Origin of the sequence: Streptomyces sp. NPDC052701 (genome assembly GCF_040678355.1) — a bacterium.
Classification (GTDB): domain Bacteria; phylum Actinomycetota; class Actinomycetes; order Streptomycetales; family Streptomycetaceae; genus Streptomyces.
In genome coordinates, this window is record NZ_JBFATO010000008.1 from 191,901 (window position 1) to 216,276 (window position 24,376).

Here is a 24,376-nt window from a genome sequence, read left to right on the forward strand (position 1 = left end):
GTGATGCCGGGGCAGCTGTTTCACCGGGGCCGGGTTTTCCGGTGTTTCACCGGCCGGGTGTTTCACCGGGCCGGTGTTTCACCGGGCGGGTGTTTCACCGGCCGGTGTTTCACCGGATCCGGGGGAGGGCGGGTCCGCCGGGACGGCTCACCGCTTCACCGCGCACAGCAGCCCGTCGCCCACCGGCAGCAGCGACGGCACCAGCTCCTGGCTCTCGCGCAGCGTGCGCAGCAGCTCCCGCAGCCGCAGCACCTCCGTGGGCTGCGGTCCGGAGTCCACCGTGCGGCCCTGCGCGAAGACGCCCTCGAACACGACGAGCCCGCCGGGGCGCAGCAGACGCAGCGATTCGGCGAGGTAGTCGAGGTACTCCAGGCGGTCGCCGTCGCAGAAGACCAGGTCGTAGCCGGCGTCCGCGAGGCGGGGCAGCACGTCCAGGGCGCGGCCCGGGATGAAGCGGGCCCGGTTGCTGGCGAAACCGCAGGCGCGGAAGGCCTGGCGGGCGAACTGCTGGTGCTCCGGCTCCGGGTCGACCGTGGTGAGGACACCGTCCGGCCGCATGCCGTGCAGCAGGTGGATCCCGGAGACACCGCAGCCGGTGCCGATCTCCGCGACCGCCTTCGCGTCCACGGAGGCGGCCAGCAGACGCAGCGCGGCGCCCGTGCTGGGCGACACCGAGCGCAGCCCTGCCTCACGGGCCCGGTCACGGGCCCAGTGCAGCGCTTCGTCCTCGGCGACATAGGCGTCGGCGAACGCCCAGCTCGTCTGCCGGTTGCCGGTAATGACCCTCTCCTGTTCCCATGGTTGCCTGGGCGTGACTGTATCCGTTGGCGTCGGGAACCCGCAGATGGGACCGGTCGTTTGAAGGGGTGGGCGAAGGACGCGGACCGTGACGGGGGGACAAGGGATGGACGAGGGCGCCGAGCAAGTGCTGACGCAGCCGGACGAGCCGTGTCAGCCCAGATCAAATTCTTGTAAAACCGCTTATCCGGTGCTAACGGGCGAGGTGGCTATGGTAGGGGCTCCACTGGACACCACCAGAGCTGACAGGGGAGGTGCGGCCGCGCCCGAGGACCGGGGAGGAAAGCTGCGGCGCTTCCTCGGATCGGCGGGCAGGCCGAAATCCGTGAACGACACCGCTGCTGACCACAGCCACGCCGCCGGCCCCGCCGGCCGCGCCCAGACCGCGACCTTCTCCACCGACGCGGACGGGCAGGCGTGGACTCCGCCCACCTGGGAGGAGATCGTCAGCACGCACAGCGGCCGGGTGTACCGGCTGGCCTACCGCCTCACCGGCAACCAGCACGACGCCGAGGACCTCACCCAGGAAGTCTTCGTCCGCGTCTTCCGCTCCTTGTCGACGTACACGCCGGGCACCTTCGAGGGCTGGCTGCACCGCATCACCACCAACCTCTTCCTGGACATGGTCCGCCGCAAGCAGCGCATCCGCTTCGACGCGCTCGGCGAGGACGCGGCCGAGCGGCTGCCCAGCAAGGAGCCGACTCCCCAGCAGGTCTTCAACGACGCCCACTTCGACGCGGACGTCCAGCAGGCCCTCGACACCCTCGCCCCCGAGTTCCGCGCGGCCGTCGTCCTCTGCGACATCGAAGGACTGTCGTACGAGGAGATCGCCGCGACCCTCGGCGTCAAGCTCGGCACGGTCCGCTCCCGGATCCACCGCGGCCGTTCCCAGCTGCGCAAGGCCCTCGCGCACCGCTCACCGCAGGCGCGCGCCGAGCGCCGCTCCTTCGTGCCCCGTGTTCCCGCACTGGGAGGAGGGGGCGCGAGCGCGTGAGCGGATCACGGCCGAAATCCGAGGGACACCTCGCAGAGCAGCACCTGGGAGACCGACTCTCCGCCCTGGTGGACGGGGAGCTCGGTCATGACGCGCGCGAGCGCGTGCTGGCGCACGTCGCCACCTGCGCGAAGTGCAAGGCGGAGGTGGACGCGCAGCGCCGCCTGAAGAACGTCTTCGCGGAGGCGGCCCCGCCGCCGCCCTCCGAGAGCCTGCTGGCCCGCCTCCAGGGCCTTCCCGCGGGAGGCGGCCAGGGCGGTGGCGGCATGCCGCCGGGCGGGGCGGGACTGCCCGGCGGGGTGCCCGGACGGTCCGGGGCCTTCGGGGGCTTCGGAGCGAAGCGCGGCGAGCGGTTCGAGTTCGACCACGCCCCCGCCCGCCGGCCCGGCCCCGCCCTGCCGGTCTTCCCGGGCAACCGGGGCTTCGGCATCCACGACGTCGGCCGTCACGAGACCGACAGACCATCCTCGCGGCTGCGGATCGCCTTCGTGGCCGCCGGAGCGGTGTCGCTGGCCGCGATCGCGCTGGGCGGGGTGACCGCCGGGACACCGACCGACACCGAGTCGCGCGGCGGCTCCGGGACCGGCAGCAACGTCACGCCGACCCGCACACAGGGCACGGGAGCGGCGGCCACGCCCGAGTCCCAGCGGCGCCGTGGCGTCGGGCCGCTGCTCGGGCAGCTGCAGGGCCAGAGGACGTCCGGCGACGCCCCGGTCGCCCCGACCGAGGTCTCCGCGCCGCTGCTGCCCGGTGTCCCGCATCCCGCCGCACGGCACCAGCAGGGCACCCTGCGCCCCCTGGCCGCCCCGGTGGGCGCGGACGCCGCCACGGCCCCGCTGATACGCCCGCCGGCCGCGATGCCGCCGTTCACCCTGAGCACGTGGCCCACGACGTCGGCCCTCCAGGGCCCCGGCCTGCTCGCCGCACCCGTGCCCGGCCCGTCCGCCTCGTCCCCTCCGTCCCCCTCTTCCTCCGCCTCCTCCCGGCCGGCCCCCTGACGGGTGCTTCGAGCGCACCGGCCCGGGACCTGATTGAATCCGGGGACGGCGCCGACGGCCGGGTGGCCCGGCGCGAGTCGACGAACTGCGGCCACCGCCGACGAGCCGTGCCGCGGCCAGCTGTGGGGAGAGCATGAACGAGGGGAAGCCCACGAAGGCGAAGTGGTGGAGCCGTCCTCGGACGCAGGACGCCGCCGGGGAGCCGCGGGAGGCCTTGCCGGCGGCCGGTGAGAGGCCGTCGGACGGGCCCGGCCTGCCGGGCCCGGGTGAGGCGACCGGCGCGGCGGCCGCGGGCGGCGTGGACGGCGCGTACCCGGCCCAGGACGCGGTGCCGGTACCGGCGCCCACCGGGGCCGAGGACGGCCGCTCGACGGGTGCCGACGGGGACGTCGGACCGGAGCGGCCCGGGACGGCTCACGGCGGCGGCGGTCACGAAGGGGACTTCGAGCTGGCCCGGCCCGCGGTGCGACGCGACGACGCCGGGGACTACACGTTGGAGCGGCCGATCGCGGCCGACGGCGGTTCGCAGCCGGCCCCCGACCGGGGTACGGCCGACCCGGCGGGCGGCACTGCGGCTGCCGGTGCGAAGACACCCGCCGGCGCCGCATCCGCCGACGCCGGGTCGGCCGGTACCGGAGGGGTCCCCGGTGCCGGGGCGGTCCCTGACGCCCTGCCCGTCGCGCAGGAGGCCACCGCGCCCGCCGGCGAGGCCGCGCGTCCCGAGCCCCTGCACGATCCCGACCCGTACAGCACCCCGCCGTACGGTGGGCCCGGGCCCTGGGCGCCCGCGCCGCCCGTCCAGCACCCGGTGGTGACGGCCGCGCAGGGCACGACGGCACCGGCCCCGGCCCCGCCTCCGGTGCCGGGCGCGCCCGTCGCGCCGCACGGCACACCGATCCCGCCGCCCACCGCCGCGAGCACGCCCCCTGCCGCCCCTGCCGCCGACGCCCCGGCGCCGGCGCCCGACGTTCCGCCCCCCGCCCCCGACCCCTGGCGGCGTTACGACCCCTGGGCGGTCCCGCCGGCCGCCGGGCCGCTCCAGCAAAGCGGCGCGGCCGTGGCCGGCGAGGGGCAGCGGCGCAAGCGGACCAGGAAGGCACTCGTCGGCGCCGCCGTGCTGCTCGCGCTCGTCTCCGGGGGCGTCGGCGGCGTTGTGGGGGCGTCCCTGGAGCGCAACGGCGGCGTGGGGACCATCGAGCTGCCGCAGGCCGGGAAGGAGCCCGCCGGGCGGGCCGCGGGCACCGTGGCGGGGATCGCCGCCCGGGCCCTGCCCAGTGTGGTCACCCTGCACGTCCGCGGAGCCGGTGAACAGGGCACCGGCACCGGCTTCGTGCTCGACACCAGCGGCCACATCCTCACCAACGACCACGTCGTGGAGCCCGCCGGCGACGACGGCGAGATCACGGTGACGTTCCACAGCGGGGACACCGCCGAGGCCTCCGTGGTCGGCCGGGACAGCGGCTACGACCTCGCCGTCGTGAAGGTCAAGGGCGTGCGCGGTCTCACGCCCCTGCCGCTCGGCAACTCCGACAGCGTGCAGGTCGGCGACCCGGTCGTCGCCATCGGCGCGCCCTTCGACCTGGCGGGCACCGTCACCTCCGGCATCATCAGCGCCAAGCAGCGGCCCATCACGGCGGGCGGCGAGAAGGGCGACGGGAGCGACGTGTCCTACGTCGACGCGCTGCAGACCGACGCGCCCATCAACCCCGGCAACTCCGGCGGCCCGCTGCTCGACTCCGGGGCCCGGGTCATCGGCATCAACTCCGCCATCCGCTCCGCCGACAGCGGCGCCGACCCGGACGGCGGCCGGTCCGGGTCGATAGGCCTCGGGTTCGCCATACCCATCAACCAGGGCAAGCGCGTCGCCGAGGAGCTCATCAACACCGGCCGGGCGACCCACCCCGTGATCGGCATCACCCTGGACATGGGCTACACCGGCGACGGCGCCCGCGTCGGCACGAAGGGCGGTGACGGCGGACCCCCGGTCACCCCGGGCGGCCCCGGCGCCCGGGCCGGCATCAAGGCGGGCGACATCATCACGGAGGTCGACGGCCGGCCGGTCCGCTCCGGGGAGGAACTCATCGTCAAGACGCGCGCCCACCGCCCCGGCGACCTGCTGGAACTGACCCTGCGGCGCGACGGCGGCGAACGGAGGGTCTCCCTGCGCCTCGGCTCCTCCGGAGGCAACTGACGAGGCACACGGATCCCGCAGCGGGCGCCGCGGCACCCTCCCACGCCCCCTCCCACCGGGGATCAGGAAAGCGAACAATCGGGAAAGCGCTCCCATCCGGGCACGCGGAGCTCACGGGACGGTACCGGTCGTACGGAATCCCCGGGTACCGTGGAGCCGGCCCGGACCACGGCAAGACCCGCACAGACCACCGAGGGCCGAGGACCGAGGACATCGCAAGGAGCTTCAGGTGTTCAATGACATAGGACCGCTCGAGCTGGTGACGATCATCGTCCTCGCCGTGCTCGTCTTCGGTCCGGACAAGCTCCCGAAGGTCATCCAGGACGTGATGCGCACGATCCGGAAGATCCGTGAGTTCTCGGAGAGCGCCAAGCAGGACATCCGGCAGGAGCTCGGCCCGGAGTTCAAGGACTTCGAGTTCGAGGACCTCAACCCCAGGACGTTCATCCGCAAGCAGCTGGAGAACGACGACCTGGGGCTCAAGGAGATCCGCAACGGCTTCGACCTGAAGAAGGAGATGGCCGAGGTCACCGACGCCGTGCACGGCCGCGACACCGACGCGTCGTCCGCTTCGGGGGCGTCGGGTTCCGCCGACCGGGTCGACATGACCAAGAAGCCGGAAGCCCTGACCGGCGACGACCGCCCGCCCTTCGACGCGGACGCCACCTGAGGCGCGGGTCGGCGGGCACACGCCCCGGGCGTGCGTGATGCTTTTCATACTCCGCCCGGGCCGCGCGCGGCCTGAACGCGACGTCCGGGCGGCCCACGCGCCGGGCGGTTTCCCTGCCGCTCGGAGCGGTGTGGTTATGCTGCCGAGTTGTTGTACGGGCCGTACGTGAACCAGCAGCGTCGCCCGAAGGGGGGCGGGCCGTTCCGGTCCGACGAGAGCGAGGAGGCGTCCGGGCACATGGAGACGACGAGTCGGGCAGTCGCGCAGGCGCCGGCCGCGGAGGGCCGTCAACAGGTTCCCTCCGCCCGGCGCACGGTCGACGGCTACCTGCGTGCGCCCTTCCCGTGGTACGGCCTCGACGAGGCCTTCACGGGGCAGCGCTGGCTGATGCAGGTCGGGACGGCGGCCGACGGGGCCGTGGAGCACGGGTCGATCGGCCACGGTGACGAGCCCTCGGTGCGCAACGAGTGGGCGGCCGGGGGCGTTCAGGAGGCCAAGGAGAAGTTCGCGGTCGTCGTGACCGTGGCGGCCAACCCCGTACGGCGCAGCCCGGACGGCACGGGGGTGCTGGAGGCCACCTCGGTGTCCTCCGCGGCCTGGCTGGCCGGGGTGGGGCTGCTGTCCTTCACCTGGCCCGGCCAGATGGACCACTCCCTGCGCGACGACTGGCTGGAGCAGCAGACGGAGACGGCGTGGGTCCTCGCGGACGACCTCGACGGGCCGGACTGGTCGACGCTGTCCCTCCCCGTGGACGGGGTGCCCACGACCTTCCACTACCGGGAGTCCGAGTTCGGGTGGGTGCTCGCGGGTTCCACGCCGCAGGGCGTGCACCTGGGGGCGTACGGCCGGGGCATGAGCGCCTACGGGCTCGGCTTCGCCGTGGTGAAGGACATCGCGGCGTACGCCTAGCCGGCGGGGCCGGGCCGGGAAGGGGGCACCGCCGCCGGCCGGCGCCCCCGTGACGCCGCCGCCCGCCCGCCACGGGGCCTCGAAGGGCCGGGCGGGCGCGGGCCGCGGACGGCCGGCCGCGCGGTTTCCCGCGCCCCCCGGAGGGTGTTCAGAACTTGTTGCGCGGAGTGATCCCCAGGGACAGTCCGGCCAGGCCGCGCTGCCGTCCGCCCAGCTTGCCCGCGATCGCGCGCAGGGCCGAACCCGCCGGGGAGTCCGGGTCCGTCAGGACGACCGGCCTGCCCTCGTCGCCGCCCTCGCGCAGGCGGACGTCGATGGGGATGCTGCCGAGGACCGGGACGTTGGCGCCGGTCGTGCGGGTCAGGCCGTCGGCGACGAGCTGGCCGCCGCCGGTGCCGAAGACGTCGACCATCTCGCCGCAGTGCGGGCACGGCAGACCGGACATGTTCTCGACCACGCCGACGATCTTCTGGTGGGTCTGCACGGCGATGGAGCCCGCCCGCTCGGCCACCTCGGCGGCGGCCTGCTGCGGGGTCGTCACGACCAGGATCTCGGCGTTCGGGACCAGCTGGGCGACGGAGATCGCGATGTCGCCGGTGCCGGGCGGCAGGTCGAGCAGGAGCACGTCCAGGTCGCCCCAGTACACGTCCGCCAGGAACTGCTGGAGCGCCCGGTGCAGCATCGGGCCGCGCCAGACCACCGGGGCGTTGCCCGGGGTGAACATGCCGATGGAGATGACCTTCACGCCGTTGGCGGACGGCGGCATGATCATGTTCTCGACCTGGGTCGGGCGGCCGTCGGCACCCAGCATGCGGGGCACGGAGTGGCCGTAGATGTCGGCGTCGACGACACCGACCTTCAGGCCGTCGGCCGCCATCGCCGCCGCCAGGTTGACCGTCACAGACGACTTGCCGACGCCGCCCTTGCCGGAGGCGACCGCGTAGACCCGGGTCAGGTTGCCGGGCTTGGCGAAGGGCACCTCGCGCTCGGCCTGGCCGCCGCGCAGCGCGGCCGCCAGCTCCCTGCGCTGCTCGTCGCTCATGACGTCCAGCGTGACCTCGACGCGGGTGACGCCCTCGACCCGCGAGACCGCCTCGGTCACGCGCTGGGTGATGGTGTCGCGCATGGGGCACCCGGAGACGGTCAGGTACACGGTGACCGCGACCGTTCCGTCCGCGCCGATCTCCACCGACTTGACCATCCCGAGTTCCGTGATGGGCCGGTTGATCTCGGGGTCGTTCACCGTCGCCAGTGCCTCGCGCACCGCGTCTTCCGTAGCCATGAAGACGATGGTACGGCGCTGCGCAGGGGCCTGGGAAAGCCGTCAGCGGTCGTCTGTGTCACGCCCCCGTGACCGTTCCGCCGGGAATACGACGGGCCTGTCGCGGTGGCCGTCCTGCCGCTCCTCCAGCTCCTTGACCAGGTCCTGCAATTCCGAGCGGATCCAGTCGCGGGTGGCGACCTCGCCGAGGCCGATGCGCAGCGCGGCGATCTCGCGGGTCAGGTACTCGGTGTCCGCGATCGAGCGCTCGTTCTGCTTGCGGTCCTGCTCCAGGTTGACCCGGTCCCGGTCGTCCTGCCGGTTCTGCGCGAGCAGGATCAGCGGGGCCGCGTAGGAGGCCTGCAGGGACAGGGCCAGCGTCAGGAAGATGAACGGGTACTCGTCGAACCGCAGGTGCCGGGGGGCGAGGATGTTCCAGCCGATCCAGGTGATGACGATCACCGTCATCCAGACCAGGAACCGCCCGGTGCCGATGAAGCGGGCGACCCGCTCCGACAGCCGCCCGAAGGCCTCCGGGTCGTACTCGGGCAGCAGCCTCAGCCGCCGCGGGCGCGGCTGGTCGAGCCGGGGGCGGTGGCGGGTCGCGGCCGTGGCCCCGGCCGGGACGCGCTCGCGTGCCGTGTCGCGCTCAGGAGCCATCGGCCGCCACCTCCTCGTCCTCCACCGAGCTGAACTCCGTCTCGCGCCAGTCCTCCGGCAGCATGTGGTCCAGGACGTCGTCCACGGTCACCGCGCCCAGCAGCGAGCCGGCCTCGTCCACCACGGGCGCCGCCACCATGTCGTACGTGGCGAAGAACCCGGCGACGTCGGGCAGCGGCGCCTCGGGGTCGAGGGGTTGCAGATCGTTGTCGAGGATCGAGCCGACCAGGGTGTAGGGCGGCTCGCGCAGCAGGCGCTGGAAGTGGACCGTGCCCAGGTACTTGCCGGTCGGGGTCTCGTCGGGCGGGCGGCAGACGTAGACCTGGGCGGCCAGGGCCGGGGACAGGTCGGGGTTGCGGACGCGGGCGAGGGCTTCGGCGACGGTGGAGTCGGGCCGCAGCACGACCGGCTCGGTCGTCATCAGGCCGCCCGCCGTGCGCTCCTCGTACGACATCAGGCGCCGCATGTCGGCCGCGTCGGCGGGCTCCATCAGGCTCAGGAGCCGCTCCTTGTCCTCCTCCGGCAGCTCGCTCAGCAGGTCGGCCGCGTCGTCCGGGTCCATGGCCTCCAGGACGTCGGCGGCGCGCTCCTCCTTCAGCTTGCCGAGGATCTCGATCTGGTCGTCCTCCGGCAGCTCCTCCAGCACGTCCGCGAGGCGGTCGTCGTCGAGGGCGGCGGCGACCTCCGCGCGGCGCTTGGCGGAGAGGTGGTGCAGGACGTTCGCCAGGTCGGCGGGGCGCAGCCGCTCGAAGGTGGCGAGCAGGTTCTCGGCGCCCTGCCCGTGCTCCTCCATGGAGAACCCGGTCACGGCGGACCACTCGACGGTCACCGCCTCGCCCTTGCTGCGGCGGAAGGCGCCGCCCTTCCTGCCCTTGCGGACGAAGACCCGGTCGATCTCCCACTCCCGGCGGGCCGGCAGCTGATGCACCGACAGGTCCAGGACGGTGACCTCCTCGCCGGTCCCGGTGAGCGTGACGCGCCGGTCCAGGAGCTCGCCGAAGACGAGCCGCTCGGTGGGCCGCTGCTCGAAGCGCCGGACGTTGAGCACGCCGGTGGTGATGACCTGGCCGGACTGGATGGCGGTGACCCGGGTCATGGGCAGGAAGATGCGGCGGCGGGTGGCGAGTTCGACGACCAGGCCGAGCAGCCTCGGCGGTTTGCGGCCCACCCGCAGCACGACGACCAGGTCGCGCACGCGCCCCACCTGGTCGCCGGCCGGGTCGAAGACGGCGACACCGGAGAGGTGCGAGACGAAGATCCGGGGGGCGCCGGCTGCCATGGCTCTGTTTCCTTTGCGTGCGGGGTTCGTGCTGTGTCGCGTCCTGTGCCTCTGGTGCGAATTGCCCGCTCGGGTGGGGTTCAGGCTAGCCCGTCCCGATCGGGAGTGCGCTGGTGAGGGGTCCGGACGGACTGGCTCCGCGCGGCCCGTACGGCCCCGGTACTCTGCGGTACGCCGTTCAGGTCCCCCGTCAGAGAGGCAGCCCCACCTGTGACTCCGATTCCCCAGGGCCGTGACCGCAGGTCCGCGCTGGCGAGCGCCGTGTGCGCGCTGGTCGTGGCGGGGACGGGCCTCACGGGATGCGCCGAGGACCCCGACAAGGGCACCAACGGCGTCGGCCGACTGCCCGCCGAGAAGATCCAGAGCCGGACCCGTACGGCCGCCGGGTCCGCCCCCGCGGTCCGGCTGCACGGCACCGTGGTCAGCAGCGGGCGCACCTACACGCTCGACATGCGGCTGAAGGACGACGGCGCCACCGGATCGGTCACCGCCAAGGGGGCGACCTTCCAGCTGCTGCGGATCGGCGAGCAGCTGTATCTCAAGGCGGACGCGGAGTTCTGGGGTCACGACGACGGCCAGGGCGAGGACGGCGAGGCGGACGCGGCGGCGGCCGGCAAGCTCGACGGCAAGTACGTGAAGGTGCCGCAGGGCGACCCCTCGTACAAGAAGTTCAGCGGTTTCACGGACAAGGACGTCCTCCTCGACGGTCTGCTGACGCTGCACGGCACGCTGACGACGGACGGCCACCACGAGCAGGCGGGCGTCCGCACCATCCGCATCACCGGGGACAAGGGCTCCGGCGGCACCCTGGACGTCTCCCTGGAGGGCAAGCCGTACCCGCTGCGCCTGGTGCGCGGCGGCGGGGCGGGCACCCTCCGCTTCTCCGCGTGGGGCAAGGACTTCGCCCTGCAGGAGCCGGCGAAGAGCGAGACCGTGGACTACGGCAGGCAGCTGCCGGCGTCGTAGGCCCGCTACCGGCGTCTGCGCCTCTTCAGCAGCAGGCGCGGCAGCCCGGCCGGGACCGGTTCGCGCGTCGTCGCCGGGGTCGGCAGCGGCGCCTGGGCCAGGGAGCCGTCCGGCAGCGGTGCGGCCGCCCCCGTCGGCTCCAGGCGCAGCACCCGGCACTCGCGCGCCCACCGGTCGGGCACGGCCTCGCCGTCGGGGGCGTTGAGCCGCTTGCCCTTGAGTTCGGCGACCGCGGCCTGCCAGGCCTCGGACCCGGACGCGAGCTCCACGACCCTCGCGGTCCAGGAGACCAGCCGGCCGCCCTTGTCCTTGCTGCGGACCGTCACCTCGGCCTCGGCCCCGTCGGCGAGCCCCGGCAGCGGCTGCTCGCCCGGCCCGTCGCCGACCACGCAGGCCGCGCCCTCGTGCCACACGTGCCACAGGGCGCGGGCGGGCGCCCCGGGTCCCCGGACCCAGATGAGACCGGACTTCTTCGTGGCCTCCTCGATCAGGGCCCGGCCGAGCAGCTCGCTTGTCATGGGCCCAGCCTAACCAGGAGGGGTCCGGGCGCCATCACAGCCAGCCGTTGCGCTTCAGCGTGCGGTGGATGCCCAGGCAGATGACCACCGTGATGCCCATGATCACCGGGTAGCCGTAGCGCCAGTGCAGCTCGGGCATGTGGTCGAAGTTCATGCCGTAGACCCCGCACACCATCGTCGGCACGGCGATGATCGCGGCCCACGAGGTGATCTTCCGCATGTCCTCGTTCTGCGCGACGGACGCCTGCGCGAGGTTGGCCTGGAGGATGGAGTTCAGCAGCTCGTCGAAGCCGACGACCTGCTCCTGCACGCGGGCCAGGTGGTCGGCGACGTCCCGGAAGTACTTCTGGATGTCCGGGTCGATCAGCCGCATCGGCCGCTCGCTCAGCAGCTGCATGGGACGCAGCAGCGGCGACACGGCCCGCTTGAACTCCAGCACCTCGCGCTTGAGTTGGTAGATCCGGCCGGCGTCCGTGCCGCGCGGGGCGCCCTTGCGGCCCGGCGAGAACACCTCCGTCTCCACCTCGTCGATGTCGTCCTGCACCGCGTCGGCGACCGCGATGTACCCGTCGACGACGTGGTCGGCGATGGCGTGCAGCACGGCCGAGGGGCCCTTGGACAGCAGCTCGGGGTCGTCCTGCAGGCGGCGCCGCAGGCCCCGCAGCGAGCCCTGCCCGCCGTGCCGGACGGTGATGAAGAAGTCCCGGCCGGTGAAGCACATCACCTCACCGGTCTCGACGACCTCGCTGCTGGAGGTGAGCCGGTCGTGGTCGATGTAGTGGATCGTCTTGAAGACGGTGAAGAGGGAGTCGTCGTAGCGCTCCAGCTTGGGGCGCTGGTGGGCCTGGACGGCGTCCTCCACGGCCAGCGGGTGCAGCCCGAACTCCCGGGCGATCCCGGCGAATTCGGCCTCGGTCGGCTCGTGCAGGCCGATCCACACGAAGCCGCCGTCCCGGCGGACCTGCCGCATCGCCTCCTGCGGGCTCAGCGGCCGGTCGGTGACGACGCGCCTGCCGTCGTGGTAGACGGCGCAGTCGACGACGGCGGAGGCCGTCGCGGGGTCGCGCGTGGTGTCGTAGGTGCCGCTGTCCTTGCGCAGCGACACACGGGAGGGACGGACCACGGCGCGCAGGTCGCGGATCATCGACATGGGCGGGCTCCTTCGCAACGGGCGACGAAAGGCGCCGACGACGGGTGGAACTGCCCGGAATGAGGACGTCCTGGAGGGAGATGTTTGGCGCGTCCACAAAGCGGGGAGCACCGCACCGTCGCGGTGGCGAGCCTCGTCACTGATTCAGCTACTGAGGCAGATCAGGCAAAACGAAAGGAAGTGCTCTTCCGTACGAAGACGCTCATGAAGACGCGAATGCGAGAGGTGGCAGCCGGCCGGAGTCGGAGCGGCTGCATCAGTGGGCGGAAGAGCGGATGGTACTGCACGGTCGACTTCGATCCATGACAGCCCCACCTCCTCCGGCCGGTCCCTCGTAAGGGACGTTCCTTCCCCCTGCAGGGGTTCCCCGTAGGGGAGTGTTGACGACGGCGTCGGGACTCGATACGCGACGCTTCTGCGTGCTGCCCCGAACCACCGGCCCAGAGTAGCAGCCGCCCGACGTGTCAAGGCGCTGCTTCGCCCCGTACTGACGAGTTCTATGCTCGCGGCATGTCTGATGTCCTTCCTCTGGTCGAGGCTCGGTTGCGCACCGCGCTGGGCGAGCCGGACGCGCGCGCGGCGGTCACCTTCCTGGGCACGGACCGCGTCGAGGTGCTGCGTTTCCGGGAGGGGGACGTCGTCCGCTACGCCACCCTCGGCATGTCCGCACAGCCCATGGCGGATCCCACGGCGATGCTCGCCGACCCGGTCCAGGGCCCGCGCGCCGAGCTGGTCCTCTCCGTCCGGGCGGGCCTGGCGGACACCGACAAGGTGCTGCGCCCGCTGGCCGTGCTCGCCGCGTCCCCGCAGGTCGAGGGTGTGGTCGTGGCCCCCGGCGCCTCCCTCGACGTCGGGCAACCCCTGTGGCCCGGCGCTTCGTTCACGTCCGTCCTGGTGGCCGAGCCGGGCGGCCTGGTCGAGGACCTGGAGCTCGACGCACCCATGGACCCGGTACGGTTCCTGCCGCTGCTGCCCATGACCCCCAACGAGGCCGCCTTCAAGCGCGTGCACGGCGCCCAGGCCCTCCAGGAGCGCTGGCTGACGCACGGGACGGACCTGCGGGATCCGGTCCGCAGGTCCGTCCCGCTGGACTGACGCCCGAGTAAGCAAGCTCACCAATTCCTGGCCGGAAGGCATCGGTTGGCGAAGGTCGCGGCGCCACGACCACGGCCGGGGCGGTGGACGGGAGCTCCCGCTCGCCGTGGCGTGCGGGCCCCGGGCGGCGGACGGCAGGGGCGGATCGACCGGCCCGACGCCCGTGCGGACGGCGGCGGACGCGCCCGCCGTCGTCCGCACGGCCTCCGGCCGGCGCGGCACGGTGGATGGCATATGCATGTATTGAGTCGAGGATGCTGGCCAATGTAGAGGCCATCCGGTTTCGGGGGGCCGGTTCCGTCCGGATGAGTGATCGTCCTTGACGTGGCGTGGCAAGGGTAGGAGCGTGGAGCCCTATGAGGGGCGAACCCAGTTGCCCGAAGTGTGGTGGCCGGGTCAGGGCTCCCGGCCTCTTCTCCGATTCGTGGCAGTGCGATGCGCACGGCACCGTGCACCCGGTGCAGCCCGTGATACCGCCGAGCGTCGATGCCCTCAACGTGGTGGTGCACCGCGCGCAGGTGCCGGTGTGGATGCCGTGGCCGCTTCCGGTCGGCTGGCTGTTCACCGGCGTCGCCTGCGCGGGCGACGACCGCAGCGGCGGCCGCGCCACGGCGGTGGCCTGCTCGGGACCCGGCCCGGTGGGCGGCATGGGCGAGCTGATCCTGGTGGCCGAGGAGCTCGGCGTGGGCCTCGGCGCGCGGTACGCGGGCATCGACGGCCCCGACCCGGGGCCGCACATGGACGTCGAGAAGCCCGCCCAGGCCAAGGTGCTGGCCGGCGGCCGTCCGACTCCGCTGTGGCTCGTCTCGGGCGCCCCGGAGGACCGCGCGGTCTTCGCGGGCGAGGCGCTGGGCCTGTGGCTGTGGGCGGTGGTCTGGCCGGAACAGTCCGGGCTGCTGATGTACGACGAGCTGGTGCTGGCCGACCTGCGGGAGGCCGGGGCCGAGGTGGAGCTCGTGCCGTGCGGGGCGCTGTCGCCGCGGCTGATGCAGCCGTAGGGCGGGTCGTGCGGTTCGGTGCCGCGGCCCGGCGGTAGGGGGCGCAGGGGCATTTCGGGTGTGACAGGGGTGACCGAAAATCCGGTTATCCTTGAGCGTCCCCGTCCGTCCCGTCACCGCCTGGAGTCCGCGTGCGCATCGACCTGCACACCCACTCCACCGCCTCCGACGGCACGGACAGCCCGGCCGACCTGGTGCGCAAGGCCGCCGCGGCCGGACTGGACGTCGTCGCGCTGACCGACCACGACACCACCCGCGGCCACGCCGAGGCGATCGCCGCGCTTCCTGAAGGGCTCACGCTGGTCACCGGCGCCGAGCTCTCCTGTCGCGTCGACGGTGTCAGCATGCACATGCTGGCCTACCTCTTCGACCCCGAGGAGCCCGCCCTGCTCGCCGAGCGCGAGCTGGTCCGGGACGACCGGGTGCCGCGCGCCAAGGGCATGGTCGCCAAGCTGCGGGAGCTGGGCGTGCCCGTCACCTGGGAGCAGGTGGCGCGCATCGCCGGTGACGGATCCGTCGGGCGCCCGCACGTGGCGACCGCGCTCGTCGAGCTGGGCGTGGTCCCGACCGTGGGCGACGCGTTCACGCGGGACTGGCTGGCCGACGGCGGGCGGGCCTTCGTCGAGAAGCACGAGACCGACCCCTTCGAGGCGATCCGCCTGATCAAGGGCGCCGGCGGGGTCGCGGTGTTCGCCCACCCGGGCGCGAGCAAGCGCGGCCGCACCGTCCCGGAGTCCGCGATCGCCGAGATGGCCGCCGCCGGGCTCGACGGCATTGAGGTCGACCACATGGACCACGACGCCGGCACCCGCGCGCGGCTGCGCGGCCTCGCCGGGGAACTGGGCCTGCTGGTGACCGGGTCCAGCGACTACCACGGCAGCCGCAAGACCTGCGCACTCGGCGAGTACACCACGGACCCCGAGGTGTACGGGGAGATCACGCGGCGGGCGTTCGGGGCGTTCCCGGTGCCGGGGGCCGGCGGGGCCTGAGGCCCACGTCCTGCGCGCCCACCCTCCGTTCCTCCTTCTCCGCAAGGCACCCATGTTCGACCTCGCCGTCTTCGGCTCTCTGTTCCTGACCCTCTTCGTCATCATGGATCCCCCCGGGATCACCCCGATCTTCCTCGCCCTGACCGCCGGCCGCACCGGCCGGGTGCAGAGGCGGATGGCGCTCCAGGCCGTCTGCGTGGCCGGTGGCGTGATCACCGTGTTCGGGGTGCTGGGGCACCGGATCCTCGCCTACCTGCACGTGTCCGTGCCCGCGCTGATGATCGCGGGCGGACTGCTGCTCCTGCTGATCGCGCTCGACCTGCTCACCGGCAAGACGGACGAGCCGAAGCAGACCAAGGACGTCAACGTCGCCCTGGTGCCGCTCGGCATGCCGCTGCTGGCCGGGCCCGGCGCGATCGTGTCCGTCATCCTCGCCGTGCAGAAGGCGGACGGCGTCGCCGCGCAGGTGTCGGTCTGGTCGGCGATCCTCGCCATCCACGTCGTGCTGTGGCTGGTGATGCGGTACTCGCTGCTGATCATCCGGGTCATCAAGGACGGCGGGGTGCTCCTGGTGACGCGGCTCGCGGGCATGATGCTCTCCGCGATCGCCGTGCAGCAGATCATCAACGGCGTCACCCAGGTGGTCCAGGGCGGTTGAGCGGCGGCTCGGCGAACTCCCGGACAAAGCGGAGGAGCCCCGGTACGGCGTCTCCGTACCGGGGCTCCCGCGCGTTGTGGCACTCAAGCGTATGGAAAAGGGCTCCGCGTCACGAGGCCGGGGTCTCGGCCGGGCGGATCCACAGCCGCTGCCCGATGGCGGCGGCCTGCTGAACGATACGGTTGACGGAGGCGGCGTCCACGACGGTGGTGTCCACGGGCGTGCCGTCGACGTCGTCGAGTCGCATGATCTCGAAGCGCATGGCTTCTCCCTTCGTCTGGTCATCCTCCTGAAGGAGAACTACTGGTGGGTGGCGCACGGGGCGGCGGTGCCCCCTGTTCCTACGGATTCAACGAGCTGCGTGTTACAAACATTCCCTACGCTAAATAAATTTTTCGAACGTCTAATTACCGATCGGTAGGTGTTCGGTGCGGGACCGACCGGGAGCGGTTGTGTTCGCAGCGTGACCGCCGAAACAATGGAAAGTGATGAACGACGACCTGGCGGCCCTCAGCGTCCGCATCGACCGCACCAACGAGCTGCTGCGGCGCATGCTCGCCGAGGTGGCGAAGACACCCTCGACCCATGCGATCTTCGTCGACGCGGGCTATCTGTACGCGGCCGCGGGGCGGCTGGTGGCCGGAACGGAGGACCGGCGGGCGTTCGACCTCGACGCCGAAGGACTGATCGACGCGCTCATCGACCGGGCCCGCACCGTCTTCGCCGACAGCCGGCTGCTGCGGGTCTACTGGTACGACGGCGCCAGGCGCCGCATCCACACGGCCGAGCAGCAGAGCATCGCCGAGCTCCCGGACGTCAAGGTCAGACTGGGCAACCTGAACGCCAACAACCAGCAGAAGGGCGTCGACTCCCTCATCCGCACGGACCTCGAGTCCCTGGCCCGGCACCGCGCCATCAGCGACGCCGCGCTGCTCGGCGGCGACGAGGACCTGGTGTCGGCGGTGGAGGCCGCGCAGGGGTACGGCGCCCGGGTCCACCTGTGGGGCATCGAGGCGCCCGAGGGCCGCAACCAGGCCGAGCCGCTGCTGTGGGAGGTCGACAGCCAGCGCACCCTCGACCTCGACTTCTTCAAGCCGTACGTCTCCCGGCGCACCGCCCCCGCCTACGAGCCGGCGGACCGTCCCACCCGCGAGGACGTCCGCTTCGTGGGTGCCCGGATCGCCGCCAAGTGGCTGGCGGCCCGGGGCCGCGACGCACTCGTGGACCTGCTGCCCGGCCACCCCTACCTGCCCGGCTCGGTCGACCAGGACCTGCTCGTGGAGGCCGAGGACCTGCTGCAGTACTCGCTGCGCGGGCAGGCGGACCTGCGGCGGGTACTGCGCGACGGCTTCTGGGAGCACCTGCAGGCGCAGTACTGACTCAGCCCGCCACGGCGTCCCAGAAGTCGGCGAGGGCGCGGGCGGTCGGCAGGGGCTGGTCCACGTTCGGGGAGTGCTCGGCTCCCTCGACGACCGTGCGGCGCGCGTTCAGGCGCAGGGCCATCCGGTCGAGGAGCGCCACCGGCCAGGTGTCGTCGTGCGTACCGGACAGCACGTGGAACGGCAGCGGCACGGCGGCGAGCTCGGCGACACGGTCCGGCTCGGTGCACAACTGCCGTCCCGTGGCCAGGAGCTGGGCGGGCTTGGTACCCAGCCAGCGGCGGCGCAGATGCTCCCGGCCGCCGATGCCGCGGGCCGGGCCGCCGACCTCCTCGGGCGGCCCCATGGCCTGGATGACCCCCCAGACCTGCGCCATCGACATCACCGCGAGCGCGTCCCGCAGCAGTTTCACGCGCTGCTGCTGCGAGACGGAGATCTCCGCCGGGCCGGACGCCATGAGGGTGAGCGAGCGGAAGGGGGAGTGGTCGGCCAGGACGGCGGCACGGGCGATCTGACCGCCGAGGGAGTGCCCGACCAGGTGCACGGGCGTGCCGAGTGCCTCGGCCTGCGCGAGCACGTCCCGGGCCAGTTCCCTTTGCGCGTAGGCGGTTTCGTCGTCCTCGGGCCCGTCCGACTCGTACTGCCCCCGCCCGTCCACCGCGACGCTGCGGTACCCGCGCGCCGCGAGCGGCCCGTGCAGCAGCGTGAAGTCCTCCTTGCTGCCGGTGAACCCGGGCAGCAGCAGCGCGACGCCCCTCGGTTCCGTACCGGGTGCCGCGGGCACGTCGACGACGGCGAACTCCCCGCGGGAGGTGGGGAGGAGGTACCTGCGGGTGTCGGGGGACGGGGCGGGAGCGGCTCGGGTGGTCACGGGGGGGAGGGTAGCGGGTGGGGGCGGCCCTGTCCGGCGGTGGTCCGAGGCGCGGGCGGCCCGAGGGGGAAGCGGAGGGCCGGGGCGGGCCGTGGCGGGGCGGGGACCGAAGCGGTGGGGGAACGCCGACGGCCCGGGCCCACGCTGGGGTGGGACCGGGCCGTCGGACGGGGCGTCAGCCCTCCGAGGGCTCCGCGGTGGCCGCTGCCTTGCGGGTGCGGCGGGCCCTGGGCTTCGGCTCCGCCGCGTTCGCCGTGTCGGCCGCGTCGGCGATGTCGGCGGTCGGCTCGGCCTTGGCCGCCGTCTTGCGGGTCCGCTTGGGCTTGGCCTCGGCGGGCACCGGCTCCTCGGCGGACTGGGCCGGGATGCCGGCGGCGACGGCCGCGGCGGGCTCGGTGGCCTTGCGGGTGCGGCGGCGCGGCTTGGCCTCGGCGGTCTCGGCGGCCCCGGCCGTGCCGGCGCTCTCCTCGGCCTTGGCCGCGGCCTTGCGGGTGCGGCGCGGCTTGGTCTCCGTTTGCTCCGGGGCGGAGTCGGTGGCGCCCTCGGCCGTGTCGACCGCCGTCCGGGCGGCGGTGGCCGCCTTGCGGGTGCGGCGACGCGGCGCGGCGGCGGGGGCGTCGGCCTCCGCGGCCACAGCGGCCTCCGCAACTACCGGGACGTCCGCGACGACCGTGGTGTCCGTGCCCGACGGGGTGACGGCGGCCCCGGACGGGGCAGCGGCATTCGAAACGGTCGCGGTGCCCGCCTCGGCCACCGGCTCCGCGGACTTGCGGGTGCGGCGGCGCGGCTTGGCCGGTGCCTCGGCCGTCTCCGGCGCCGCGCCCTCGGCGGTCGCCACGGCGGACCGCGCGGCCTCGGGCGCGAAGGACTCGGCGGCCGCGGCCGGCGTCGCCTCCGCGGGGACCCCGCCGCGCATCCGGCGACGGCGGCGCGGAGTGCGGGCAGCCGTGGCGGCCTCCGCCTCGGCGGCCTCCGTGGCCGCGCCCTGCGGCGCCGCGGTCCCGGCGGACTCCGGCGCGCCTTCCACCATCGCCCCGCCGCGCGTACGACGGCGGCGACGCGGCGTGCGGGCCGGACGCTCGCGGTCGGAACGCTCGCGGTCGGCCGTCCGGGACTCGCCCCGCTCGCTCCGGCCCCCGCGTCCGCGCGGCCCCCGGCCGCCCGGCTCGCCCAGGTCCTCGAGCTCCTCCGCGTCCAGCCCGGCGCGCGTGCGCTCCGAGCGAGGCAGGACGCCCTTCGTGCCCTCGGGGATGCCGAGGTCGGAGAAGAGGTGCGGCGAGGTGGAGTACGTCTCCGGCGGGTCGTTGAAGTCCAGCTCCAGCGCCTTGTTGATCAGCTGCCAGCGCGGGATGTCGTCCCAGTCGACGAGGGTGATCGCCGTGCCCTTCGCACCCGCGCGGCCCGTACGGCCGATGCGGTGCAGGTAGGTCTTCTCCTCCTCGGGCGACTGGTAGTTGATGACGTGGGTCACGCCCTCGACGTCGATGCCGCGGGCGGCGACGTCGGTGCAGACCAGCACGTCCACCTTGCCGTTGCGGAAGGCGCGCAGCGCCTGCTCGCGGGCGCCCTGGCCGAGGTCGCCGTGGACCGCGCCGGAGGCGAAGCCGCGGCGTTCGAGCTGCTCGGCGATGTCCGCGGCGGTCCGCTTGGTGCGGCAGAAGATCATCGCCAGTCCGCGGCCCTCGGCCTGCAGGATGCGGGCGACCATCTCCGGCTTGTCCATGGAGTGGGCGCGGTAGACGAACTGCTTGATGTTCGCGACCGTCGCGCCCTCGTCGTCCGGCGCGGTGGCGCGGATGTGGGTGGGCTGCGACATGTAGCGGCGGGCGAGACCGATGACCGCACCCGGCATGGTCGCCGAGAACAGCATGGTCTGGCGCCTGGCCGGAAGCATGTTGATGATCTTCTCGACGTCGGGCAGGAAGCCCAGGTCGAGCATCTCGTCGGCCTCGTCGAGGACGAGGGACCTGATGTGCCCGAGGTCCAGCTTCTTCTGGCCCGCGAGGTCCAGCAGGCGGCCCGGGGTGCCGACGACCACGTCGACACCCTTCTTCAGGGCCTCGACCTGGGGCTCGTAGGCGCGGCCGCCGTAGATCGCGAGGACGCGCACGTTGCGCACCTTGCCCGCGGTCAGCAGGTCGTTGGTGACCTGCGTGCACAGCTCGCGCGTGGGGACGACGACGAGCGCCTGCGGGGCGTCGGTCAGGTCCTCGGGCCCGGCGCGGCCGGCCTCCACGTCGGCGGGGACGGTCACGCGCTCGAGGAGCGGAAGGCCGAAGCCCAGCGTCTTGCCGGTGCCGGTCTTGGCCTGGCCGATGACGTCCGAGCCCGACAGGGCCACGGGCAGCGTCATCTCCTGGATGGGGAAGGGGGTGGTGATGCCGACGGCTTCCAGGGCCTCGGCGGTCTCGGGGAGGATCCCGAGTTCACGAAACGTCGTAGTCAGGGTGCTGCCTCTTCTGTGTGCGCGGCGCGAGGCGAGCGCGGGGGGTCGTGTCGCGTGACCGTGCCGGGGACGTCGGCCGCCCACGCGGGCGGACCGTGTGGCACGGGACCACTGCCGACGCTCTAGCGCTCGTACCGCTGAGGTGTCCCTCCGGTTCCGTCCGCGCGTTTTCCGTGCGGGCGAGGAGGGCTGTCGGGTCGGAGCCGATCGGGCCACCGACCGGGCATCCTCATACGTGCGGCCCGTCGGGTACGCCGTCACGTCCTCATGGACGCACGGACCTACTCAGCAGGCTCATTACCACCATACCCCGGATCCGCGCACATGCGATGGCCGATTTGGTCACGTCTTCGTCGTCACACCGGTCGGCCGGGACCGTCCACCCGGCGGCGAGCGGACTATTGTGCGCTTCATGACGAGCTCTGACAAGCCTGAAAACCCCACGGACACCCCCGCCGAGCACACCGGAGTCGCGGCCCGCGACTGGGCGACGGCCTCCGTCGACCCGCAGTACCGCGCGGCGGTCGTGGACCTGCTCGGCGCGCTCGCGTACGGGGAGCTGGCGGCGTTCGAGCGGCTCGCGGAGGACGCCAAGCTGGCGCCGACGCTGGAGGACAAGGCGGAGCTGGCCAAGATGGCCTCGGCCGAGTTCCACCACTTCGAGAGGCTGCGCGGCCGGCTCGCCGAGATCGGGGAGGAGCCGACGACGGCGATGGAGCCGTTCGTCGCCGCGTACGACGGCTTCCACAAGCAGACGGCGCCCTCGGACTGGCTGGAGGGCCTCGTCAAGGCGTACGTCGGCGACTCCATCGCCAGCGACTTCTACCGCGAGGTCGCGGCCCGGCTGGACTCCGACACCCGTGGACTGGTGCTGGGCGTGCTCGACGACACCGGGCACGCGGGCTTCGCCGTCGACCGGGTGCGCGCCGCCATCGAGGCGGACCCGCGCGTGGGCGGGCGGCTCGCGCTGTGGGCGCGGCGGCTGATGGGCGAGGCCCTGTCGCAGTCCCAGCGGGTGGTCGCCGAGCGGGACGCGCTGTCGACGATGCTGGTGGGCGGTGTCGCGGACGGCTTCGACCTCGCCGAGGTCGGCAGGATGTTCTCCCGGATCACCGAGGCGCACACCAAGCGCATGGCGGCACTCGGCCTCGCGGCCTGACCGGGCCTCGCCGCCTGACCGGGCCGGGCCGGCGTCCGCGCCGGCCCCGGCCGCGGCTCAGGCGGCCGCCGAGTGGCGGCGGAGCCTTCCCGAGGGGCGCAGCAGCAGCGACAGCGAGGCCACGGAGACGACCGCCGCGCCGAGCAGGATCACCGGCAGGCCCACGGCGTCCAGCGCGCTGTGCATGACGAAAGCGCCGAAGAGGGCTCCGGCGCCACCCGTCGACAGCACCAGGGCGCGGGCCGGCAGGCGGTGCGGCAGCCGGTGTGCGGCCGCCCACGCCAGAGCGAGGCCGAGGATCGCGGAGCTCAGCGCTTCCAAGAGCATGTCGGGGTCCCTCCCACATGGCCGGCCGCCTGGAACGGTCGTAGCCCGTCTTACCCCTGACCTGCGGAATGCAACCTTCTCTGTGCGCGATCTGTGCTCCATCCGTGGAGGGGAGCGGGGGAGAAGGGGGCGAGAGGCGGGTGCGCGGCGGAAGGGCGCGACGGGCGGGAGGGCACGACGGAAGGGCCCGGCGGTGCGAAACCGCCGGGCCCTTCCGCCGTGTGCGCCTGTGCGCGTGCCTACAGCGCGCCGAAGCCGACCTTGCGCGGGGCCGGCTCGCCGATCTCGACGTAGGCGAGGCGGTCGGCCGGGACCAGGACCTTGCGGCCGTGCTCGTCCACGAGGCTCAGCAGCTGCGACTTCCCTGCGAGTGCCTCGGCCACCACGCGCTCGACCTCCTCGGCACTCTGACCGCTCTCCAGAACGATCTCGCGGGGCGCGTGCTGCACGCCGATCTTGACCTCCACGGCTATGTCCCTCCGACGGTCAGTGATGTGCGCGACCTTCCGCGCCGTACCCAGCACACATTAGCCCGGTGAGGGGACGTGCACCGCGCGGCCGGGAACGCCACGAGCGAACACCGGGCGGGAACAAAGCGCCCGTCAGTGGTGCTGCTGCTCGCTTCCGTGCAGCGGGAAGCCGGCGATGCCGCGCCACGCCAGCGAGGTCAGCAACTGCACCGCCTGGTCGCGCGGCACGCTGCGGTCGCTGTGCAGCCAGGCCCGCGCCACCACCTGGGCGAGGCCGCCCAGGCCCGAGGCGAGCAGCATGGACTCCGCGCGGGACAGGCCGGTGTCCTCGGCGATCACGTCGCAGATCGCCTCGGCGCACTCGTTGGTGACCTTGTCGACGCGCGCGCACGGCCGGCTCGTTCGTCAGGTCCGACTCGAAGACCAGCCGGAAGGCGCCGCCGTCGTCCTCGACGTACGCGAAGTAGGCGTCCATCGTCGCCCGGACGCGCTGCTTGTTGTCGGTCGTCGACGCGAGCGCGTTGCGCACGGACTGGATGAGCGACTCGCAGTGCTGGTCCAGCAGGGCCAGGTAGAGGTCGAGCTTGCCCGGGAAGTGCTGGTAGAGCACCGGCTTGCTGACGCCGGCACGCTCGGCGATGTCGTCCATCGCGGCCGCGTGGTAGCCCTGGGCCACGAAGACCTCCTGGGCGGCGCCCAGCAGCTGGTTGCGTCGGGCGCGGCGCGGCAGGCGTGTGCCCCGCGGGCGAACCGCCTCTGTCTGCTCGATGGCTGTCACGCCGCCTCCCATAGTCGTCCACGTGCGGTCCGGGCCGCGTCGCCATCGTACTTTTCGGTAACCGTGGTGTGCGCGGTACGAGCGCAGAATTTCACGGACCGGACGGTGAACAATGCGGCGCAGAAGGTTTCAAACAAGATCAGAGCGGGCAAAATGCGGCCCCTCTCCTGCTCGGCGGCGCCCCGTGCCGCCTCCCGTCGCCGTGCGTCACCGGTAGTCGTCCTCGTCCAGGGCGACGATCCGGGCCTGTTCCGCCAGGTCGGCCTCGCTGGCCCGGTCGGGGTTCAGGCCGGTCAGCGGGTCGTCGCGGTCCGGCTTGATGTCCGCCTGCTGCTCGGCCGCGTCGACCTCGGGGGCCTCGACGCCGAACTCCTGGGCCTCCCGGACGTCCCCGTCCTCGAACGTCTCGGGGTCGGTGGGGTCTACGGCCATGCTGGGCTCCCTTCCTACGAACGTCCCTGAAAGATGCAGGGGCCACATGCGGGTGCCCTTTGTACGAGCCTAGGAGACACCCGATCCGGACGCTATGCGATCCGAGTCCGGATCGTGACGCGATGCGCGTCCCCGCGGGGCGGCGGAGATGCGCGGATGCCGCGTCCTCCCGGTCCCCCGTGCCCTTCGCGTGGTCTCGGTGCGGTCTCCGTGCGGTCCTCGCGGGTTCCGTGCGCGCGGTGTGCGTGTGGTGTGCGCGTGTGCCCCGCGTGTGCCGGGCGCCCCGGTTTCCCGCCGTGTGGTCCCCTCGCCGCCTGGTTCCCCCGCGAGTTGACGGATACCTGTGACGGCGAACACGTGAATCACTGCGTGATCGTCTC

Annotated in this window: 24 protein-coding genes and 1 pseudogene; 12 read left to right on the forward strand and 13 right to left on the reverse strand. The window is 73.1% G+C overall.

Annotation, left to right across the window (positions count from 1 at the left end):
• Window positions 1–147 precede the first annotated feature (147 nt).
• Entirely contained in the window at window positions 148–846 is a 699-nt protein-coding gene (locus AB0L29_RS12915; protein WP_365826386.1) for an O-methyltransferase, read from the reverse strand.
• Window positions 847–1,009: 163 nt separating this feature from the next.
• Between AB0L29_RS12915 and sigE the strand changes: the two genes are divergently transcribed.
• The 5 genes from sigE (at window position 1,010) to AB0L29_RS12940 (ending at window position 6,560) form a co-directional block, all read left to right on the forward strand.
• On the forward strand, window positions 1,010–1,792 hold the full coding sequence (sigE, locus tag AB0L29_RS12920) for an RNA polymerase sigma factor SigE (RefSeq protein WP_365826320.1): 783 nt from the start codon (window positions 1,010–1,012) through the stop codon (window positions 1,790–1,792).
• Window positions 1,789–2,790: a zf-HC2 domain-containing protein gene (locus AB0L29_RS12925; protein WP_365826322.1), complete on the forward strand. Its 1,002-nt coding sequence runs from the start codon at window positions 1,789–1,791 to the stop codon at window positions 2,788–2,790. The genes sigE and AB0L29_RS12925 overlap by 4 nt, the downstream gene beginning before the upstream one ends.
• 133 nt (window positions 2,791–2,923) lie before the next feature.
• A complete protein-coding gene (locus tag AB0L29_RS12930) occupies window positions 2,924–4,981 on the forward strand; it encodes a trypsin-like peptidase domain-containing protein (RefSeq protein ID WP_365826324.1) in 2,058 nt (685 codons plus the stop codon).
• Between the two features lie 229 nt (window positions 4,982–5,210).
• Window positions 5,211–5,651: a sec-independent translocase gene (locus AB0L29_RS12935; protein WP_365826326.1), complete on the forward strand. Its 441-nt coding sequence runs from the start codon at window positions 5,211–5,213 to the stop codon at window positions 5,649–5,651.
• 237 nt (window positions 5,652–5,888) lie between these two features.
• On the forward strand, window positions 5,889–6,560 hold the full coding sequence (locus AB0L29_RS12940; RefSeq protein WP_365826328.1) for a hypothetical protein: 672 nt from the start codon (window positions 5,889–5,891) through the stop codon (window positions 6,558–6,560).
• Window positions 6,561–6,708: 148 nt separating this feature from the next.
• Here AB0L29_RS12940 and AB0L29_RS12945 read toward each other — a convergent pair whose 3' ends face one another.
• The 3 genes from AB0L29_RS12945 to AB0L29_RS12955 are packed head-to-tail and all read right to left on the reverse strand — an operon-like array spanning window position 6,709 to window position 9,760.
• Window positions 6,709–7,842, reverse strand: coding sequence for an Mrp/NBP35 family ATP-binding protein (locus AB0L29_RS12945; RefSeq protein WP_365826330.1), 1,134 nt, complete (start codon window positions 7,840–7,842; stop codon window positions 6,709–6,711).
• 42 nt (window positions 7,843–7,884) lie between these two features.
• The gene (locus tag AB0L29_RS12950) at window positions 7,885–8,481 is read right to left on the reverse strand and encodes a DUF1003 domain-containing protein (RefSeq protein ID WP_365826332.1); all 597 of its coding nucleotides are present in this window, start codon (window positions 8,479–8,481) and stop codon (window positions 7,885–7,887) included.
• A complete protein-coding gene (locus AB0L29_RS12955) occupies window positions 8,471–9,760 on the reverse strand; it encodes a CBS domain-containing protein (protein ID WP_365826334.1) in 1,290 nt (429 codons plus the stop codon). The genes AB0L29_RS12950 and AB0L29_RS12955 overlap by 11 nt, the downstream gene beginning before the upstream one ends.
• A gap of 210 nt (window positions 9,761–9,970) precedes the next feature.
• Between AB0L29_RS12955 and AB0L29_RS12960 the strand changes: the two genes are divergently transcribed.
• Window positions 9,971–10,726, forward strand: a complete 756-nt coding sequence (locus AB0L29_RS12960) for a hypothetical protein (protein ID WP_365826336.1) — start codon at window positions 9,971–9,973, stop codon at window positions 10,724–10,726.
• Window positions 10,727–10,731: 5 nt separating this feature from the next.
• Here the strand turns inward: AB0L29_RS12960 and AB0L29_RS12965 are convergent, their stop codons facing one another.
• Window positions 10,732–11,244, reverse strand: coding sequence for a hypothetical protein (locus AB0L29_RS12965; RefSeq protein ID WP_365826338.1), 513 nt, complete (start codon window positions 11,242–11,244; stop codon window positions 10,732–10,734).
• A gap of 34 nt (window positions 11,245–11,278) precedes the next feature.
• Window positions 11,279–12,394, reverse strand: a complete 1,116-nt coding sequence (locus AB0L29_RS12970; protein ID WP_365826340.1) for a magnesium and cobalt transport protein CorA — start codon at window positions 12,392–12,394, stop codon at window positions 11,279–11,281.
• 510 nt (window positions 12,395–12,904) lie between these two features.
• Between AB0L29_RS12970 and AB0L29_RS12975 the strand changes: the two genes are divergently transcribed.
• The 4 genes from AB0L29_RS12975 (at window position 12,905) to AB0L29_RS12990 (ending at window position 16,134) form a co-directional block, all read left to right on the forward strand.
• Complete coding sequence (locus AB0L29_RS12975) at window positions 12,905–13,489, forward strand: suppressor of fused domain protein (RefSeq protein ID WP_365826342.1); 585 nt, start codon at window positions 12,905–12,907, stop codon at window positions 13,487–13,489.
• A gap of 356 nt (window positions 13,490–13,845) precedes the next feature.
• Entirely contained in the window at window positions 13,846–14,487 is a 642-nt protein-coding gene (locus tag AB0L29_RS12980; RefSeq protein WP_365826344.1) for a DUF6758 family protein, read from the forward strand.
• 131 nt (window positions 14,488–14,618) lie between these two features.
• Window positions 14,619–15,476: a PHP domain-containing protein gene (locus AB0L29_RS12985; protein WP_365826346.1), complete on the forward strand. Its 858-nt coding sequence runs from the start codon at window positions 14,619–14,621 to the stop codon at window positions 15,474–15,476.
• A 52-nt stretch (window positions 15,477–15,528) separates the two neighbouring features.
• Window positions 15,529–16,134 (forward strand): MarC family protein, encoded by a 606-nt coding sequence (locus AB0L29_RS12990; protein WP_365826348.1) that lies wholly within the window; start codon window positions 15,529–15,531, stop codon window positions 16,132–16,134.
• Between the two features lie 109 nt (window positions 16,135–16,243).
• On the opposite strand, the gene AB0L29_RS12995 is transcribed toward AB0L29_RS12990, so the two are convergent.
• The gene (locus tag AB0L29_RS12995) at window positions 16,244–16,396 is read right to left on the reverse strand and encodes a hypothetical protein (protein ID WP_189696394.1); all 153 of its coding nucleotides are present in this window, start codon (window positions 16,394–16,396) and stop codon (window positions 16,244–16,246) included.
• A gap of 226 nt (window positions 16,397–16,622) precedes the next feature.
• Between AB0L29_RS12995 and AB0L29_RS13000 the strand changes: the two genes are divergently transcribed.
• Window positions 16,623–17,513, forward strand: a complete 891-nt coding sequence (locus AB0L29_RS13000) for an NYN domain-containing protein (protein ID WP_365826350.1) — start codon at window positions 16,623–16,625, stop codon at window positions 17,511–17,513.
• Window position 17,514: 1 nt separating this feature from the next.
• Here AB0L29_RS13000 and AB0L29_RS13005 read toward each other — a convergent pair whose 3' ends face one another.
• Together AB0L29_RS13005 and AB0L29_RS13010 are read right to left on the reverse strand one after the other, a co-directional pair.
• Complete coding sequence (locus AB0L29_RS13005) at window positions 17,515–18,384, reverse strand: alpha/beta hydrolase (protein WP_365826352.1); 870 nt, start codon at window positions 18,382–18,384, stop codon at window positions 17,515–17,517.
• A 175-nt stretch (window positions 18,385–18,559) separates the two neighbouring features.
• Complete coding sequence (locus AB0L29_RS13010; RefSeq protein ID WP_365826387.1) at window positions 18,560–20,737, reverse strand: DEAD/DEAH box helicase; 2,178 nt, start codon at window positions 20,735–20,737, stop codon at window positions 18,560–18,562.
• Window positions 20,738–21,242: 505 nt separating this feature from the next.
• Here AB0L29_RS13010 and AB0L29_RS13015 point away from each other — a divergent pair.
• Entirely contained in the window at window positions 21,243–21,989 is a 747-nt protein-coding gene (locus AB0L29_RS13015; protein WP_365826354.1) for a ferritin-like fold-containing protein, read from the forward strand.
• Window positions 21,990–22,046: 57 nt separating this feature from the next.
• On the opposite strand, the gene AB0L29_RS13020 is transcribed toward AB0L29_RS13015, so the two are convergent.
• The 4 genes and pseudogenes from AB0L29_RS13020 to AB0L29_RS13035 all read right to left on the reverse strand — a co-directional run bounded on the left by AB0L29_RS13020 (window position 22,047) and on the right by AB0L29_RS13035 (window position 23,996).
• On the reverse strand, window positions 22,047–22,316 hold the full coding sequence (locus AB0L29_RS13020) for a hypothetical protein (RefSeq protein ID WP_365826356.1): 270 nt from the start codon (window positions 22,314–22,316) through the stop codon (window positions 22,047–22,049).
• A 239-nt stretch (window positions 22,317–22,555) separates the two neighbouring features.
• The gene (locus AB0L29_RS13025) at window positions 22,556–22,783 is read right to left on the reverse strand and encodes a DUF3107 domain-containing protein (protein ID WP_159535660.1); all 228 of its coding nucleotides are present in this window, start codon (window positions 22,781–22,783) and stop codon (window positions 22,556–22,558) included.
• Window positions 22,784–22,918: 135 nt separating this feature from the next.
• A pseudogene (locus AB0L29_RS13030) lies at window positions 22,919–23,564 on the reverse strand (TetR/AcrR family transcriptional regulator).
• Window positions 23,565–23,771: 207 nt separating this feature from the next.
• The gene (locus tag AB0L29_RS13035) at window positions 23,772–23,996 is read right to left on the reverse strand and encodes a hypothetical protein (RefSeq protein ID WP_365826358.1); all 225 of its coding nucleotides are present in this window, start codon (window positions 23,994–23,996) and stop codon (window positions 23,772–23,774) included.
• Window positions 23,997–24,376 lie beyond the last annotated feature (380 nt).